12 protein-coding genes and 1 tRNA gene are annotated in these 16,463 nt (G+C 70.5%); 7 read left to right on the top strand and 6 right to left on the bottom strand.

The annotated features are described in order from the left end of the window. Positions 1-90 precede the first annotated feature (90 nt). The 5 genes from GGE06_RS05055 to GGE06_RS05035 all read left to right on the top strand — a co-directional run bounded on the left by GGE06_RS05055 (position 91) and on the right by GGE06_RS05035 (position 5,945). Positions 91-1,329, top strand: a complete 1,239-nt coding sequence (locus GGE06_RS05055; protein ID WP_116161556.1) for a branched-chain amino acid ABC transporter substrate-binding protein — start codon at positions 91-93, stop codon at positions 1,327-1,329. Between the two features lie 125 nt (positions 1,330-1,454). Next, positions 1,455-2,387 (top strand): branched-chain amino acid ABC transporter permease, encoded by a 933-nt coding sequence (locus GGE06_RS05050; RefSeq protein ID WP_116161555.1) that lies wholly within the window; start codon positions 1,455-1,457, stop codon positions 2,385-2,387. Between the two features lie 5 nt (positions 2,388-2,392). Beyond that, positions 2,393-4,147, top strand: coding sequence for a branched-chain amino acid ABC transporter permease (locus tag GGE06_RS05045; protein WP_221517660.1), 1,755 nt, complete (start codon positions 2,393-2,395; stop codon positions 4,145-4,147). A 5-nt stretch (positions 4,148-4,152) separates the two neighbouring features. Further along, a complete protein-coding gene (locus GGE06_RS05040) occupies positions 4,153-5,232 on the top strand; it encodes an ABC transporter ATP-binding protein (protein WP_184930087.1) in 1,080 nt (359 codons plus the stop codon). Further along, entirely contained in the window at positions 5,229-5,945 is a 717-nt protein-coding gene (locus GGE06_RS05035) for an ABC transporter ATP-binding protein (RefSeq protein WP_116161552.1), read from the top strand. Before GGE06_RS05040 ends, GGE06_RS05035 begins: the two co-directional genes overlap by 4 nt. An 80-nt stretch (positions 5,946-6,025) precedes the next feature. Here the strand turns inward: GGE06_RS05035 and GGE06_RS05030 are convergent, their stop codons facing one another. After that, on the bottom strand, positions 6,026-6,679 hold the full coding sequence (locus GGE06_RS05030) for an ANTAR domain-containing response regulator (protein ID WP_116161551.1): 654 nt from the start codon (positions 6,677-6,679) through the stop codon (positions 6,026-6,028). Positions 6,680-6,794: 115 nt separating this feature from the next. Between GGE06_RS05030 and GGE06_RS05025 the strand changes: the two genes are divergently transcribed. Beyond that, positions 6,795-6,867 (top strand) — tRNA-Leu (locus GGE06_RS05025). Positions 6,868-6,932: 65 nt separating this feature from the next. Here GGE06_RS05025 and pyk read toward each other — a convergent pair. After that, positions 6,933-8,360 carry a pyruvate kinase gene (gene pyk / locus GGE06_RS05020; protein WP_116161550.1) on the bottom strand — a complete coding sequence of 476 codons (1,428 nt, stop codon included), beginning with the start codon at positions 8,358-8,360 and terminating at the stop codon, positions 6,933-6,935. Positions 8,361-8,506: 146 nt separating this feature from the next. Further along, positions 8,507-9,181: an SIMPL domain-containing protein gene (locus GGE06_RS05015; protein ID WP_116161549.1), complete on the bottom strand. Its 675-nt coding sequence runs from the start codon at positions 9,179-9,181 to the stop codon at positions 8,507-8,509. A 114-nt stretch (positions 9,182-9,295) separates the two neighbouring features. On the opposite strand from GGE06_RS05015, the gene GGE06_RS05010 reads away from it, so the two are divergent. Continuing rightward, positions 9,296-11,092, top strand: coding sequence for a bifunctional metallophosphatase/5'-nucleotidase (locus GGE06_RS05010; protein ID WP_116161548.1), 1,797 nt, complete (start codon positions 9,296-9,298; stop codon positions 11,090-11,092). Positions 11,093-11,095: 3 nt separating this feature from the next. On the opposite strand, the gene GGE06_RS05005 is transcribed toward GGE06_RS05010, so the two are convergent. The 3 genes from GGE06_RS05005 to pepN all read right to left on the bottom strand — a co-directional run bounded on the left by GGE06_RS05005 (position 11,096) and on the right by pepN (position 16,463). After that, positions 11,096-12,508: a lysine N(6)-hydroxylase/L-ornithine N(5)-oxygenase family protein gene (locus tag GGE06_RS05005; RefSeq protein WP_184930086.1), complete on the bottom strand. Its 1,413-nt coding sequence runs from the start codon at positions 12,506-12,508 to the stop codon at positions 11,096-11,098. Next, on the bottom strand, positions 12,505-13,875 hold the full coding sequence (locus GGE06_RS05000) for a pyridoxal phosphate-dependent decarboxylase family protein (protein WP_116161546.1): 1,371 nt from the start codon (positions 13,873-13,875) through the stop codon (positions 12,505-12,507). Before GGE06_RS05000 ends, GGE06_RS05005 begins: the two co-directional genes overlap by 4 nt. Before the next feature lie 101 nt (positions 13,876-13,976). Further along, complete coding sequence (pepN, locus tag GGE06_RS04995) at positions 13,977-16,463, bottom strand: aminopeptidase N (RefSeq protein WP_184930085.1); 2,487 nt, start codon at positions 16,461-16,463, stop codon at positions 13,977-13,979.

Below are 16,463 nucleotides of genomic sequence, written 5' to 3'. Positions count from 1 at the left end.
ACGGCCCGGCATCGAAAACGGCACCTCTAGCTTCACAGCTTCACGGCACCGCCTCAGCTTGAGGGGGCCGCGCCAGGGAAAGGATTCTTCGTGCGACACCGTTCACTGCTCATCCTCACCAGTGTGCTCACCACCGGAGCGCTCACCCTCACCGCCTGTGGTTCGCGTGACGACAAGGGTGGCAGCGACAACAACGCGAGCGGTGACAACGTCACCGTCGTCATCGGCGTCGACGCACCGCTGACCGGCTCCCTCTCGGCGCTCGGCCAGGGCATCAAGAACTCCGTGGACCTGGCGGTCCAGACCGCCAACAAGAACAAGGAAGTCCCCGGCGTCACCTTCAAGATCGAGGGCCTCGACGACCAGGCCGTCCCGGCCTCCGGCCAGGCCAACGCCACCAAGCTCGTGGGCAACAAGGACGTCCTCGGCGTCGTCGGCCCGCTGAACTCCGGCGTCTCCCAGCAGATGCAGGGCGTCTTCGCCTCCGCCAACCTGGCCCAGGTCTCCCCGGCCAACACCAACCCGGCGCTCAGCCAGGGCGACAACTGGGGCAAGGGCGAGTTCAAGCGCCCCTTCAAGACCTACTTCCGCACCGCCGCCACCGACGTGGTCCAGGGCAAGTTCGCCGCCCAGTACCTCTTCAAGGACGCCGGCAAGAAGAAGGTCTTCGTCGTCGACGACAAGCAGACCTACGGCGCCGGCCTCGCGGCGATCTTCTCCGATGAGTTCAAGCGCCTCGGCGGCACCGTCGTCGGCACCGACCACGTCACCGTGAAGGAGACCGACTTCTCCTCCACCGCCGACAAGGTCAAGTCCTCCGGCGCCGACTCCGTCTACTTCGGCGGCCAGTACCCCGAGGGCGGTCTGCTCTCCGACCAGATCAAGAAGACCGGCGCCAAGATCCCCGTCATGGGCGGCGACGGCATCTACGACCCGGCCTTCATCAGCGCCTCCGCCGAGGCCAACGACGGTGACCTGGCCACCTCGATCGGCTACCCGGTCGAGAAGCTCGACACCGCCAAGAAGTTCATCGCGGACTACAACGCGGGCGGCTACAAGGACCCGTACGCGGCCTACGGCGGCTACTCGTACGACGCCGGCTGGTCCATCATCCAGGCCGTCAAGGCCGTCGTCGCCGCCAACAACGGCAAGCTGCCGGCCGACGCCCGCGCCAAGGTCACCGAGGCCCTGGGCAAGGTCTCCTTCGACGGTGTGACCGGCAAGGTCTCCTTCGACGAGTACGGCGACACCACCAACAAGCAGCTCACGGTCTACAAGGTCGAGGGCGGCAAGTGGGTCGACGTCAAGAGCGACACCTTCAACCAGTAATCCCCCGCACCACCGGCATGACCGGCACCCGTGAGGGAGCCCGCTCCACCTGAACCAAGCCGCGCGAGGGCGCAAACAGCGCCCTCGCGCGGAGTCATATCCGACAAGCTCATCGGAGGCCTGCGGTGCACGAACTGCCGCAACAGCTGGCCAACGGCCTTGCCCTCGGTGCCCTCTATGGCCTCATCGCCATCGGGTACACCATGGTCTACGGCATCGTTCAGCTCATCAACTTCGCCCACGGCGAGATCTTCATGATCGGGGGCTTCGGCGCCCTCACCACCTACACCGCTCTCCCGAGCGGCACCTCCCTGCTGGTGGCGATACCGCTCATGATCGTCGGTGGCGCGATAGCCTCCGTGGCCGTCGCGACCGCCGCCGAGCGGTTCGCCTACCGTCCACTGCGCAACGCGCCCCGGCTGGCCCCGCTCATCACGGCGATCGGTCTGTCCATCGCGCTCCAGCAGCTGGTCTGGCAGTTCTACCCGGACGCCAAGAAGGCAGTGAGCTTCCCCGAGATCCCGGGCGAGGCGTTCGAGATCACCTCGAACCTCTCGATCCAGCGCTCCGACGCCTTCGTGCTCATCCTCGCGCCTCTGTGCATGCTCGCCCTCGGCCTCTTCGTCTCCAAGAGCCGCAGCGGCCGCGCCATGCAGGCCACCGCGCAGGACCCGGACACCGCGAAGCTGATGGGCATCAACACCGACCGCATCATCGTCATGGCCTTCGCCATCGGTGCCGCGTTCGCCGCCGTGGCCGCCGTCGCCTACGGCGTCGACAAGGGCCAGATCAACTTCGAGATGGGCTTCATCCTCGGCCTCAAGGCCTTCACCGCGGCCGTCCTCGGCGGCATCGGCAACATCTACGGCGCCATGGTCGGCGGCGTCGTCCTCGGCATCGCCGAGTCCCTCTCGATCGCCTACATCGAGGACATCCCCGGCATGCAGCAGCTCGGCGGCGGTGCCTGGTCCAACGTGTGGGCCTTCGTCCTCCTCATCCTCGTGCTCCTCGTACGGCCGCAGGGCCTGCTGGGCGAGCGCGTCGCGGACAGGGCGTGAGCACCATGACCGAGACCATGACCCAGACCGAGAACTCCGCCGAGGGCTCCGCCGCGCCGAAGCGGGCCGCGCTGCTCTGGGCGGTCGTCGCCGGCAGCGTCGTCACCGCGGTGAGCACCTTCCTCGCGTGGACGTGGACCACCGCGTTCCCCGGCAACCTCACGATCTACGGCAACCCCGCCCCGCTCCAGCTCCTCACGCTGGTCGGCGCGGTCCTCACCGGACTGTTCGGGCTCTCCGCCCTCGGCGTGAAGGGCCTCGGCTGGCTGACGCCGACCGGCGCCCGCAAGGCCGTGTGGATCCTCGCCCTCGGAACCTTCGCCACCACCCTCTTCATCGCGATCTCGATCATCGTGGAGCTGGGCGCCCTGGTGGACCTGGAGCCCGGCGCCGGCGTCGCCGTCCTCGCCGCGGCCGTCCCGGCCGTCGCCTCGTACCTGCTGCCCGACGACACCCGCAAGGCCGCCCCGGCCAAGCAGCTGCCGTCCTGGGCCGAGATCCTGATCATCGTCGCGGTCTTCGCGCTCGGCCTGTACATCGTCACGTTCGGCATCGACACCGACGACTCGGAGCCGCAGCTCTTCATCGCGTACCTGATCCTCGTGACCTTCTCCGCCACCGCGCTGGTCAAGTCCGGGCTGACCCGGCGGCTCTCCGCGATCACCGCGCGGAACCGGCAGGTGACGGTCACGGCCGCCATCGTCATGGCGATCGCCTTCCCGTTCCTCCAGCAGAGCGGCGACACGTACACGCTGATCGCGGTCAACATCCTGATCTTCGCGACCGTCGCCCTCGGCCTCAACATCGTCGTCGGCCTCGCCGGTCTCCTCGACCTCGGTTACGTCGCCTTCCTCGGCGTCGGCGCGTACACCGCGGCCCTCGTCTCCGGCGCCACCAGCTCCGCGTTCGGCGTCCAGTTCCCCTTCTGGGCGGCGGCGCTGACCGGCATGGCCGCCTCGCTGGTCTTCGGCGTCGTCATCGGCGCGCCGACCCTGCGACTGCGCGGCGACTACCTCGCCATCGTGACCCTCGGCTTCGGTGAGATCTTCCGCATCGCCATGGGCAACCTCGACGGCACCTCCGGCCCGCAGATCACCAACGGCCCGAACGGCATCCCGAACATCCCCCAGCTGGAGTTCTTCGGGTACAACTTCGGTGAGTCGCACACCGTGTTCGGCATCGAGCTCGGCGCCTACGCCAACTACTACCTGCTCATGATCCTGGTCATGGCGCTGGTCGTGGTCGTCTTCTCCCGCGCCGGCAACAGCCGCATCGGCCGCGCCTGGGTCGCCATCCGCGAGGACGAGACCGCCGCCACCGCGATGGGCATCAACGGCTTCCGGGTCAAGCTGGTCGCCTTCGCCCTCGGCGCGGCCCTGGCCGGCCTCGCGGGCACGGTGCAGGCGCACGTCAACACCACGGTGGTCCCGGAGAACTACGTGTTCGCCGGCCCCGTCCCGCCGAACTCCGCGTTCCTCCTCGCGGCCGTCATCCTCGGCGGCATGGGCACGATCACCGGCCCGATCGTCGGCTCCGCCCTCCTCTTCCTGATCCCGGCGAAGCTGTCCTTCCTCCAGGACTACCAGCTGCTCGGCTTCGGCATCGCCCTGATCCTGCTGATGCGCTTCCGCCCCGAGGGCCTCATCGCCAACAAGCGGGCGCGGCTGGAATTCCACGAGAACGACGACGACCAGCAGGTCGTGCCGGAGCAGCGGCAGTCCGAGGACGCGGGCGTCGGCACGGCGAAGGCAGGGGCGTGAAAGCCATGACGACCACCACCACCGACACCGCTGTCAGCACGAAGACGGCCTCCACAGTCCTGGAGGCGAGCGGCGTCACGATGCGCTTCGGCGGTCTGACCGCCGTCCGCGACGTCGACCTGACCGTCCGCGAGGGCGAGATCGTCGGCCTGATCGGCCCCAACGGCGCCGGCAAGACGACCTTCTTCAACTGCCTGACCGGTCTGTACGTGCCCACCGAGGGCCAGGTCAGCTACAAGGGGACGGTCCTGCCGCCCAAGCCGCACCTGGTCACCCAGGCCGGCATCGCCCGTACCTTCCAGAACATCCGCCTCTTCTCCAACATGACGGTCCTGGAGAACGTCCTCGTCGGACGGCACACCCGGACCAAGGAGGGCCTGTGGTCCGCGCTGCTGCGCGGCCCCGGCTTCAAGAAGGCGGAGGCCGAGTCCCGCGAACGCGCCATGGAACTCCTGGAGTTCGTGGGCCTCGCGGGCAAGGCGGAGCATCTGGCGCGCAACCTGCCGTACGGCGAGCAGCGCAAGCTGGAGATCGCCCGCGCGCTCGCCAGCGAGCCCGGTCTGCTGCTGCTCGACGAGCCGACCGCCGGCATGAACCAGAGCGAGACCCGCACCACCGAGGAGCTCGTCTTCGCGATCCGCGACCGCGGCATCGCCGTCCTGGTCATCGAGCACGACATGAAGTTCATCTTCAAGCTGTGCGACCGCGTGGCCGTCCTCGTCCAGGGTGAGAAGCTCGTCGAGGGCACGGCCGAGGTCGTCCAGGGCGACGAGCGTGTCGTGGCGGCGTACCTGGGCACGCCGTACGAGGACGCGCCCGGCGCGGAGGAGGCCGCCGAGGTCGAGGCCGCCGAACGGGCCGCCGAAGCCACGACCGCCGAGGCCGCGGAAGAGGTCGCGGAGGAGGCTGCGGAAGAGTCCGCCGACGAGGCCGACGAGAACCCCGAGGCCGAGTCCGACGAGGCCGACGAGGCTCCCGAGGCCGACGAGGCCGACGAGGCCGACGAGGCTCCCGCCGACGACACCCCCGCCGACGGGGCTCCGGCCGCCGACGCGGACAGCACCACCGAAGGAGACTCCAAGTGACCGCACTTCTGGAGGTCGAGGACCTCAGGGTCGCCTACGGCAAGATCGAGGCCGTCAAGGGCATCTCCTTCTCCGTCGAGGCGGGCCAGGTCGTCGCCCTGATCGGCACCAACGGCGCCGGCAAGACCACGACCCTGCGCACCCTCTCCGGTCTGATCAAGCCGACGTCCGGCAAGATCACCTTCGACGGCCAGTCGCTCAGCAGCATCCCGGCCCACAAGGTCGTGTCGCTCGGTCTGGCGCACTCCCCCGAGGGCCGGCACATCTTCCCCCGGCTCTCCATCGAGGAGAACCTCCAGCTCGGCGCCTTCCTCCGCAAGGACAAGGACGGGATCGAGCAGGACATCCAGAAGGCCTACGACCTCTTCCCGATCCTGGGCGAGCGTCGCAAGCAGGCCGCGGGCACCCTCTCCGGCGGTGAGCAGCAGATGCTGGCGATGGGCAGGGCCCTGATGTCCCGCCCCAAGCTGCTGATGCTGGACGAGCCCTCGATGGGCCTCTCCCCGATCATGATGCAGAAGATCATGGAGACCATCGCGACGCTGAAGTCCGAGGGCATGACGATCCTGCTCATCGAGCAGAACGCGCAGGCCGCGCTCTCCCTCGCGGACTACGGGTACGTCCTGGAAGTCGGCACGATGAAGCTGTCCGGGACCGGCCGGGACCTGCTCGTGAACGACGACGTCCGCAAGACGTACCTCGGCGAGGAGTAGGACCCGTCACCAGTACGAGGAGGCCCGCCCCACAGCGACGTGGGGCGGGCCTCCTTCCGTACGAAGGGCGAGGGCCAGGGCTACTGGCCCTTGGCCGCCTTCTTCTCCTCGGCGTCCTCGATGACGGCCTCGGCGACCTGCTGCATCGACATGCGGCGGTCCATCGAGGTCTTCTGGATCCAGCGGAACGCGGCCGGCTCGGTCAGGCCGTACTGGGTCTGCAGGATCGACTTGGCGCGGTCGACGAGCTTGCGGGTCTCCAGGCGCTGGGAGAGGTCGGCGACCTCCTTCTCCAGGGCGCGGAGCTCGGCGAAGCGGGAGACGGCCATCTCGATGGCCGGGACCACATCGCTCTTGCTGAAGGGCTTCACCAGGTACGCCATGGCGCCGGCGTCCCGGGCGCGCTCGACGAGCTCGCGCTGCGAGAAGGCGGTCAGCATGAGGACCGGGGCGATGGACTCGCCGGCGATCTTCTCGGCGGCGGAGATGCCGTCGAGGACGGGCATCTTCACGTCGAGGATGACGAGGTCGGGGCGGTGCTCGCGGGCGAGCTCGACGGCCGTGGCGCCGTCACCGGCCTCGCCGACGACCGTGTAGCCCTCTTCCTCCAGCATCTCTTTGAGGTCGAGGCGGATGAGGGCCTCGTCCTCGGCGATGACGACGCGGGTCGTCAGCGGCGGAACGTGCGACGGCTCGGCGTCGTCGGCGGGCTGGGGCGACTCGGGGGCGGTCACGCGGGCTCCTCGTTCGATGGCCTCGTTCCGAGGCGGATACAGCTCCCCATGAGCCTACCTACCTCCTGTAAGGTAGGGACACGGCGGGTGATCACCGACCTTCGTTTCGAAGGATGCCCCGGTAGCCCAGCGGAAGAGGCAGTGGTCTCAAACACCATACAGCGTGGGTTCGAATCCCACCCGGGGCACTTTACCTTTGATTCCAAGGTCTGAGACGAATAGGCCGATCAAGGCCCCGTCCCCGCCGCCTCCCCTAGTTCAGCGGGTCTCCGATGTGATGCACCCGGACCAGGTTCGTGGAGCCCGCGACGCCCGGCGGGGAGCCGGCCGTGATGACCACGATGTCGCCGGGCCGGCAGCGGCCGATCCGCAGCAGCTCCTCGTCGACCTGGGCCACCATCGCGTCCGTGGAGTCCACCGACGGGCCGAGGAAGGTCTCCACGCCCCAGGTGAGGTTGAGCTGGGAGCGGGTCGCCGGGTCCGGGGTGAAGGCGAGCAGCGGGATCGGCGAGCGGTAGCGGGAGAGCCGCTTGACCGTGTCGCCGGACTGGGTGAAGGCCACCAGGAACTTGGCGCCCAGGAAGTCGCCCATCTCGGCGGCCGCGCGGGCCACGGCGCCGCCCTGGGTGCGGGGCTTGTTCCGCTCGGTCAGCGGGGGGAGGCCCTTGGCGAGGACGTCCTCCTCCGCGGCCTCGACGATCCGGCTCATGGTGCGGACCGTCTCGATCGGGAAGCGGCCCACACTGGTCTCGCCGGAGAGCATCACGGCGTCGGTGCCGTCGATGACCGCGTTCGCCACGTCGCTCGCCTCGGCGCGCGTGGGGCGGGAGTTGTCGATCATCGAGTCGAGCATCTGGGTGGCGACGATGACCGGCTTGGCGTTGCGCTTGGCCAGCTTCACCGCGCGCTTCTGGACGATCGGCACCTGCTCCAGGGGCATCTCGACGCCCAGGTCGCCGCGGGCGACCATGATGCCGTCGAAGGCTGCGACGATCTCGTCGATGTTCTCGACGGCCTGCGGCTTCTCGATCTTGGCGATGACGGGGAGCCGGCGGCCCTCCTCGTCCATGATCCGGTGCACGTCGTCGATGTCGCGGGCGCTGCGGACGAAGGAGAGGGCGATGACGTCGGCGCCGGTGCGCAGCGCCCAGCGCAGGTCCTCGATGTCCTTCTCGGAGAGGGCCGGGACGGAGACGGCGACGCCGGGCAGGTTGAGGCCCTTGTGGTCGGAGACCATGCCGCCCTCGACCACCCGGGTGTGCACGCGGGGGCCGTCGACGGAGGTGACCTCCAGGGTGACGCGGCCGTCGTCGACGAGGATCCGCTCGCCGGCGGTCACGTCCCCGGCGAGGCCGGCGTAGGTCGTGCCGCAGCAGTGGCGGTCGCCCTCCGTCGGCTCGACGGTGATGGTGAACTCGTCGCCGCGTTCAAGGAGTACGGGACCCTCGCGGAAGCGGCCGAGGCGGATCTTCGGGCCTTGAAGGTCGGCCAGGACCCCGACGCTCCGGCCGGTCTCGTCGGCCGCCTCGCGCACGTGCTGGTAGCGCTTCTCGTGTTCGGCGTAGCTGCCGTGGCTGAGGTTGAAGCGGGCCACGTCCATTCCGGCCTCGATCAACGCCTTGATCTGGTCGTATGTTTCGGTGGCGGGCCCAAGGGTACAAACGATTTTCGCTCGGCGCATGAGGCGAGCCTAGGGCTTACCAGTGGGTAGCGAAGGCGCCCACCATGACAAGCCAACAACCTTTCCATGAAAGGTTGTTGACAAGTCTTGAATCTGTGCGGCGGGTTGCTCCGATGAGCGGGTTACGGGCCGAAAAACCGTTCGTCTCAGAGTGCGGGCGGCGCCATCGTGAACCGCGCCGCGACCTCCGAGGTGACCGTCTGCCGCTGGGGTTCCAGGTCCAGCGGAGCGGGCGCCTCCACCGACTCCGCGGCGAAGGCCATGCGCATCCCGCCGGCCTGGGCCGGCATGCCGGGGGCGAGTCCGGTGTCGGAGAGTTCGAGCAGCGCCACCAGGGAGGTGCCGAGCGCCTCCGCGTACTCGCGCGCCCGGCGCACCGCGTCCCGTACGGCCTGCCGGCGCGACTCCGCGTGCGCCGGGGAGTCCGGGCGCAGCGACCACCAGGGGCCGTCCACCCGGGTCCACTCCAGGTCCGCGAGGTGCGTGACGAGCTCGCCGAGCGCGGTGAAGTCGGTCAGCTCGGCCGACAGGTGCACCCAGCCCTGGTAGCCGCGCACCCGCTCGCCGCGGCCGTGCCGGGCCGGCTCGGGGGTGACGGACAGGGCGCCCGTCTCCAGCGCGGCGACTGCCTCCCCGTACGACTTCACCAGGGCGATCGCCTCGGCGTTACGGCTCGTCAGGGCGGCGAGCACCGAGGCCCGGTCGGTGCCCCTGGCGCGTACCGACACGCCGATCCTGGCCAGTTCCGGCTCCACCTCCAGGCGGCCCTCGCCGCGGACCGTCACCTGGGGTGCCTCGGGGGTGGGGTGCGGGTGTGTCATACCGAACACTTTCCCACTCCGTAACCCGAAAGGTCTGTTGCGACAGTGCGTTCCAGGCCAGAATCTACGCGCGTTGTGCGCCATGGCAGGCGCCGAATCAATGGGGAGAACCACATGCCGCTGAACCGCCGTGCCTTCTTGGAGGCCTCCGCCGCCGTCGGAGCCGGAGCCGCCCTCACCGCCGGCGTCGCCGCCCCCGCCGAGGCCCACGAAGCCCGCCCCCGGCCGGCCAAGCGGTACTCGTTCACCGTGATGGGCACCACCGACCTGCACGGGAACGTCTTCAACTGGGACTACTTCACGGACAAGGAGTTCGACGACAAGGCCCACAACGACGTCGGCCTCGCCAAGATCTCCACCCTGGTCGACCAGGTCCGCGCGGCGAAGGGCGAGGAGAACACCCTCCTCATCGACGCCGGCGACACCATCCAGGGCACCCAGCTGTCGTACTACTACGCCAAGGTCGACCCGATCACCCAGACCGGCGGCCCCGTCCACCCGATGGCCCAGGCCATGAACGCCATCGGCTACGACGCCGCCGCGCTCGGCAACCACGAGTTCAACTACGGCATCCCGGTGCTGCGGAAGTTCGAGGAGCAGTGCGACTTCCCGCTGCTCGGCGCCAACGCGCTCGACGCCAAGACACTGCGCCCGGCCTTCGCCCCGTACAGCATCCACTGCCTGCGCACCCCGCACGGCCGGGACGTCAAGGTCGCGATCCTCGGCCTGACCAACCCGGGCATCGCCATCTGGGACAAGGCGAACGTCACCGGCAAGATGGTCTTCCCCGGCCTGGAGGAGCAGGCCGCGAAGTGGGTGCCGAAGCTGCGCTCGATGGGCGCCGACGTCGTGATCGTCTCGGCGCACTCCGGCTCCTCCGGCACCTCCTCGTACGGTGACCAGCTCCCGTACATCGAGAACGCCGCCGGGCTCGTCGCCGAGCAGGTGGCCGGCATCGACGCGATCCTCGTCGGCCACGCGCACACCGAGATCCCCGAGTACCGGGTGAAGAACAAGGAGACCGGCAAGGACGTCGTCCTGTCCGAGCCGCTGAAGTGGGGCCAGCGCCTCACCCTCTTCGACTTCGACCTGGTGTGGGAGAAGGGCCGCTGGGTGGTCGAGAAGGCCGGCGCGCAGGTCCTCAACTCCAACACGGTCGCCGAGGACCCGGAGATCACCGGGCTGCTCGCGGACGAGCACAAGAAGGTCGTCGCGTACGTCAACCAGGTCATCGGCACCTCGACCGCCGCCATGACCACGGCCGACGCGCCGTGGAAGGACGAGCCGATCATCGACCTGATCAACGTCGTCCAGGCCGAGACGGTGAAGGCGGCCCTCGCGGGCGGCGCGTACGCCGGTCTGCCGGTCCTGTCGCAGGCCTCCTGCTTCTCGCGCACGGCCCGGATCCCGGCCGGCGAGATCAGCATCAAGGACGCCGCCGGGCTCTACCCCTTCGAGAACACCCTTGAGGCGCGTCTCATGACGGGCGCCCAGCTGAAGGACTACCTGGAGTACTCGGCGAAGTACTACGTCCAGACCGCGGCGGGCGCCCCCGTCGACACCGCGAAGCTGACGAACGCGGACAACACGCCCGACTACAACTACGACGCCGTGTCGGGTCTCACGTACGACATCGACATCGCCAAGCCGGTCGGCCAGCGGATCGTCGGCCTGTCCTTCCAGGGCAAGCCGCTCGACCCGGCCGCGCAGTTCGTCCTCGCGGTGAACAACTACCGGGCCAGCGGCGGCGGCGCGTTCCCGCACGTCGCCAAGGCCCAGCAGCTGTGGGCGAACTCGGACGAGATCCGCAACACGATCATCGGCTGGGTGAAGGCGAAGGGGACGGTCGACCCGGGCACCTTCGCGTCGGTGGACTGGAAGCTGACCCGGGACGGCGTGCCGGTCTTCTAGTTCCTACTGCTGTACGAGAGGCGTCAGCTTCCGGTCCTGGGCCGGGATGCTCGGCGCCTCTCGCGCGTCCAGGCCGAAGGTGGTGAAGGCGGTGCGGCGGGGCAGCGGGTACGACTCCTTGCCGGTCACCGAGTTGAGGATGACCGCGCTGCGCCAGGCCGCGAGGCCCAGGTCGGGGGCACCGACACCGTGGGTGTGGCGCTCGGCGTTCTGGACGTACACGGAACCGGTGACGGACGGGTCGAGCACCAGGCGGTACCGCTCGTCGATCCGCGCGCGCCCGGCCGAGTCGTGCCGCAGGTACGGGTCGAGCCCGGCGAGCATCCGGTCCACCGGGCGCTCCCGGTAGCCGGTCGCGAGGACGACGGCGTCGGTGGTGAGCCGGGAGCGGGTGGACTGCTGCACGTGCTCCAGGTGCAGCTCGACCTGGGTGGTGGCGACCCGCCCCGCGGTGCGGACCCGGACGCCGGGGGTGAGGACGGCGTCGGGCCAGCCGCCGTGCAGGGTGCGGCGGTAGAGCTCGTCGTGGATGGCGGCGATGGTGTCCGCGTCGATGCCCTTGTGCAACTGCCACTGGCGGGGCATGAGTTCGCCGCGCACGGGCTCGGGCAGGGCGTGGAAGTAGCGGGTGTAGTCGGGGGTGAAGTGCTCCAGGCCGAGCTTGGAGTACTCCATGGGCGAGAAGGCCTCGGTCCTGGCCAGCCAGTGGATCCGCTCGGCCCCGGCGGGGCGGGCGCGGAGCAGGTCGAGGAAGATCTCGGCGCCGGACTGGCCGGAGCCGATGACGGTGACGTGCCCGGCGCGCAGCAGCGACTCGCGGTGGGCCAGGTAGTCGGCCGAGTGGAGGACGGGCACGCCGGGGGCGTCGGCGAGCGGCCGGAGCGGCTCGGGGACGTACGGCTCGGTGCCGACGCCCAGGACGACGTTCCGGGTGTAGGCGCGGCCCAGGGCCTCGGCCTCGCCCTCCGGGTCGACCTGCGTGAAGTCGACCTCGAACAGGCGGCGCTCGGGGTTCCAGCGCACGGAGTCGACCTGGTGCCCGAAGCGGAGGCCGGGGAGCCGCTCGCTGACCCAGCGGCAGTAGGCGTCGTACTCGGCGCGCTGGATGTGGAACTTCTCGGCGAAGTAGAAGGGGAAGAGGCGCTCGCGGCTCTTCAGGTAGTTGAGGAAGGACCAGGGGCTCGCGGGGTCGGCGAGGGTCACCAGGTCCGCGAGGAAGGGGACCTGGAGGGTGGCGCCGTCGAGGAGGAGCCCGGGGTGCCAGTGGAAGGCCGGCCGCTGTTCGTAGAAGGTCGCGGCGAGACCGCCGGGGACGCCGTGCGCGAGGGCGGCGAGCGAGAGGTTGAAGGGGCCGATGCCGACGCCCACCAGGTCGTGGGGCTGGTCGAGGTCCTGCTGGGGGGTGCTGCCGGTCATCGGTGCGTGCTGCCTTCCACGAGGGTGAGGATGTCTGCGAGGTCGCCGGGGGTGGTGTGGGGGTTGAGCAGGGTGGCCTTGAGCCACAGACGGCCGTCGGCCGCGGCCCGGCCGAGGACGGCGCGGCCCTCGGCGAGGAGGGTGCGGCGGATCGCCGCGACGGTCTCGTCGTCGGCGCCGGTGGGGCGGAAGAGGACGGTCGTGAGGGTGGGGCGGCCCTTGAGGTCGAGGCCCGGGGCCTTCTCCACCAGGTCGGCGAGCTCCTGGGCGAGGTCCGCGCACCGGTCGACGAGGGCGCCGAGGCCCGTGCGGCCGAGCGCCCGGAGGGTGACGGCGGTCTTGAGGACGTCGGGGCGGCGGGTGGTGCGCAGGGAGCGGCCGAGGAGGTCGGGGAGGCCGGCCTCGGTGTCGTCGTCGGCGTTGAGGTAGTCGGCGGTGTGGCCGAGGACGGCGAGGTCGGCGGTGTCGCGTACGGCGAGGAGCCCTGCGGCGGCCGGCTGCCAGCCGAGTTTGTGCAGGTCGACGGTGACGGTACGGGCCCGGTCGAGGCCGTCGAGGAGCCTTCGGTGGGTGCGGCTGAACAGGACGGGGCCGCCGTACGCGGCGTCGACGTGGAGCTCGGCGCCGACGCCGGCGCAGACGTCGGCGAGCTCCGGGAGCGGGTCGATCAGGCCCTCGTCGGTCGTGCCGGCGGTGGCGGCGACGAGGACGGGCCCCTCGGTGCGGGCCAGGACGTCCTGGAGGGCCTCCGGGTCGATCGTGCCGCTCGGGGTGGGCACGACGACCGGCTCGGGCAGGCCGAGGAGCCAGGCGGCGCGGCGGAAGGAGTGGTGGGCGTTGGCCCCGACGACGGTCGTCACGCCGCCGTGCCGCTCCCGGGCGAGGAGCAGGGCGAGCTGGTTGGACTCGGTGCCGCCGGTGGTGACGAGCGCGTCGGCCGCTCGCGCGGCGGGGAACACCTCGGCGGCCAGGGCCGCCGTCACCTCGGCCTCCAGGACGGAGGCCGCGGGCGCCTGGTCCCAGGAGTCCATGGACGGGTTCAGCGCGGAGGCGGCGAGATCGGCCGCGACGGCGAGGGCGAGGGGCGGGGTGTGGAGATGGGCGGCGCACCGGGGGTCAGCCGGGTCGGCGGCGCCCTCGGCCAGGACCCGGACGAGGGTACGGATCGCCTCCTCGGCTCCCCGGCCCGTCTCCGGCAGCGGCTCCCCCAGCGCCTCCCGCACCCGCCGCGCCACGGCCTCCGGCCCTCCCGCCGGCAGCGGCCCGCCCCTGGCCTGCGCTCCTTCGTTCAGAGCGTCGAGGGCGGAGCCCAGGAGCCGGCTCAGGGCGAAGACGTCGGCGGCGAGGGGCGGGGGTACGGCACGCATGGACGACAGGGTGGCGCGGCTTGCCGGGGTTTGTCCGGGGAGTCGGATCCTGTGACCCGAACGAGGGACGGCGCCCTGGAACCAGGGCGCCGTCCTCGTCACTACGCGCCGCGTACCGCCAGTGCCCTGCGCAGGTCGTCGAGCTGGTCGACCAGCTTGCGGTGGAGGGCCGGGATCATCGTGTCGGACGTGAGGTGGGACTCGCCCAGGGCCAGGGAGTCCGCGTCGATCGCGTACGACGGGAAGGCGTAGCGCCCCGCCGCCTCGGCCATCGCCGGGCCCCGGCGGTCGCCGAGCGCGACGGCCGCCTCGTAGAAGCGCGGCACGTACTCCCGTACGAGCTCGGCCTGTTCGGGCTGCCAGAAGCCCTGGGCGGTGGCGGTGAAGAGGTAGTTGGAGAGGTCGTCGGAGGAGAACATCGCCGCCCAGGCGGCCTCCTTCGCCTCCGGGTTCGGGAGGCCGGCCCGGCAGCGGGCGGCGCCCTCCTGGCCGGTGGCGCTCGGGTCCCGCTCCAGTTCGGCGGCGATCACGGTCTCGTCCGTGGCGCCGAGGACGGCGAGGCGGGCGAGGATCCGCCAGCGCAGCTCGGGGTCGAGCTCGGGGCCGCCGTGGACGGTGCCCTCCTCGAGCCAGGAGGCGATCTTGTCGGGGGTGGTGGCGCTGTCGACGCAGGCGCGGACGGCGGTGAGGCGCAGCCCGGGCTCCTCGCCGTCCTCGGTGCGGCGCAGCAGCGCGCGGGCGATCTCGCCGATCTTCGCGAGGGCGGCCGGGCGCTCCTCCTCCGTCACGTACCGGTCGGCGATCTGGGTGCGCGCGAAGCCGAGGACGCCCTGGACGAGGGCGAGTTCGGTCTCCTGGGGAAGGTGGGCGTGGGCGGCCTCCAGGTACGCGGCGGGCTCCAGTTCGCCGTCGCGGACCATGTCGCGCAGGCTGTTCCAGACGACGGCGCGGGTGACCGGGTCGGGGAGTGCGGCGAGCCCCCACAGGAGCGTGGCCTCGGAGGTCTCGTCGAAGCGCACCTTGGCGTAGGTGAGGTCCTCCTCGTTGAGGACGACGAGGGCCGGGCGCGGACCGCCCAGGTCGAGCGGCACCTCCTGCGGGACGTCGATCTCGTGCCGTTCGCGCAGGACGGGGGCGTCGAGGGCGTCCCGGTCGTAGATGCCGACCTTGATCCGGTGCGGGCGGCTGCCGTCGCGGTCGACGTGGAGCTGCCAGCTGAGGCCTTCGCCCTCCAGGCGCGGCGTGAGCGTGTCGACGCCCGTCGTGCGCAGCCACTGCTCGGCCCAGGCGTGGACGTCGCGGTCGGTGGCGGCGGCGAGGTTGTCGATGAAGTCGGCGAGGGTGGCGTTGCCGAACTTGTGCCGCTTGAAGTGGATGTTGATGCCGGCGAGGAAGTCCTTCTCGCCGAGCCAGGCGACGAGCTGGCGGAGCGCGGAGGCGCCCTTGGCGTAGGAGATGCCGTCGAAGTTGAGGAGGGCGGAGGCGGTGTCGGGGACGGCTTCCGGGTCGGGGGCGACGGGGTGGGTGGAGGGGCGCTGGTCCGCCTCGTAACCCCAGGCCTTGCGGGTGACGCCGAAGTCGATCCAGGTGTCGGGGAAGAGGTCGGAGCAGGCCTCGTTGACGGTCTGGAAGCCCATGTACTCGGCGAAGGACTCGTTCAGCCAGATGTCGTCCCACCAGCGGAGGGTGACGAGGTCGCCGAACCACATGTGGGCCATCTCGTGGGCGATGACCATGGCGCGGGTCTGGCGCTCGGTGACGGTGACGGCGGAGCGGAAGACGAACTCGTCGCGGAAGGTGACGAGTCCGGGGTTCTCCATGGCGCCGGCGTTGAACTCGGGGACGAAGGCCTGGTCGTACGAGTCGAAGGGGTACGGCTCGTCGAACTTCTCGTGGTACCGGTCGTAGCAGGCCTTGGTGACGGCGAGGATCTCGTCGGCGTCGGCGTCGAGGTGGGCGGCGAGCGAGCGGCGGCAGTGGATGCCGAAGGGCAGGCCGGCGTGCTCGGTGCGGATGGTGTGCCAGGGGCCGGCGGCGACGCAGACGAAGTAGGTGGAGAGCAGCGGGGTGGGGGCGGCCTGCCAGCGGCCGTCGGGCTGCTGCGCGGTGATGCCGTTGGAGAGGACGGTCCAGCCCTCGGGCGCCTCGACGCCGAGCTCGAAGACGGCCTTCAGGTCGGGCTGGTCGAAGGCGGCGAAGACGCGCTGGACGTCCTCCATGAACAGCTGGGTGTAGACGTACGACTCGCCGTCCGAGGGGTCGGTGAAGCGGTGCATGCCCTCGCCGGTGCGGGAGTACCGCATGGTGGTGTCGATGCTGAGGGTGTGCTCGCCCTCGGTGAGGGTCAGCGGGAGCCGGTTGCCGTCGAGGGCGGTGACGTCGAGGGGCTCGTCGTCGAGGAGGGCGGAGTGCAGGGTCTCGGGCTTGAGCTCGACGAAGGTGTCCCCCGCGGCGCGGGCCGTGAAGCGGATGAGGCTGTGTGACCGGAAGGTCTCGTCGCCGGTGGTGAGGTCGAGGTCCACGCGGTAGTGGTGGACGTCGAGGAGCTGGGCACGGGTCTGCGCTTCGTCGCGCGTCAGTACGGACAT

The sequence above is a fragment of the Streptomyces nymphaeiformis genome, from assembly GCF_014203895.1.
In the GTDB taxonomy this organism is placed as follows: Bacteria; Actinomycetota; Actinomycetes; order Streptomycetales; family Streptomycetaceae; genus Streptomyces; species Streptomyces nymphaeiformis.
Note: the sequence above shows the minus strand (reverse complement) of the source record. Positions and strands in the feature narration are given on the sequence as shown.

Bases quoted from the DNA above. Each gene is read 5' to 3' on its own strand.
- GGE06_RS05010 (WP_116161548.1), top strand. From the start codon at position 9,296: ATGCCGCTGAACCGCCGTGCCTTCTTGGAGGCCTCCGCCGCCGTCGGA.
- pyk (WP_116161550.1), bottom strand. From the start codon at position 8,360: ATGCGCCGAGCGAAAATCGTTTGTACCCTTGGGCCCGCCACCGAAACA.
- GGE06_RS05040 (WP_184930087.1), top strand. From the start codon at position 4,153: ATGACGACCACCACCACCGACACCGCTGTCAGCACGAAGACGGCCTCC.
- GGE06_RS05015 (WP_116161549.1), bottom strand. From the start codon at position 9,181: ATGACACACCCGCACCCCACCCCCGAGGCACCCCAGGTGACGGTCCGC.
- pepN (WP_184930085.1), bottom strand. From the start codon at position 16,463: ATGTCCGTACTGACGCGCGACGAAGCGCAGACCCGTGCCCAGCTCCTC.
- GGE06_RS05000 (WP_116161546.1), bottom strand. From the start codon at position 13,875: ATGCGTGCCGTACCCCCGCCCCTCGCCGCCGACGTCTTCGCCCTGAGC.
- GGE06_RS05045 (WP_221517660.1), top strand. From the start codon at position 2,393: ATGACCGAGACCATGACCCAGACCGAGAACTCCGCCGAGGGCTCCGCC.
- GGE06_RS05005 (WP_184930086.1), bottom strand. From the start codon at position 12,508: ATGACCGGCAGCACCCCCCAGCAGGACCTCGACCAGCCCCACGACCTG.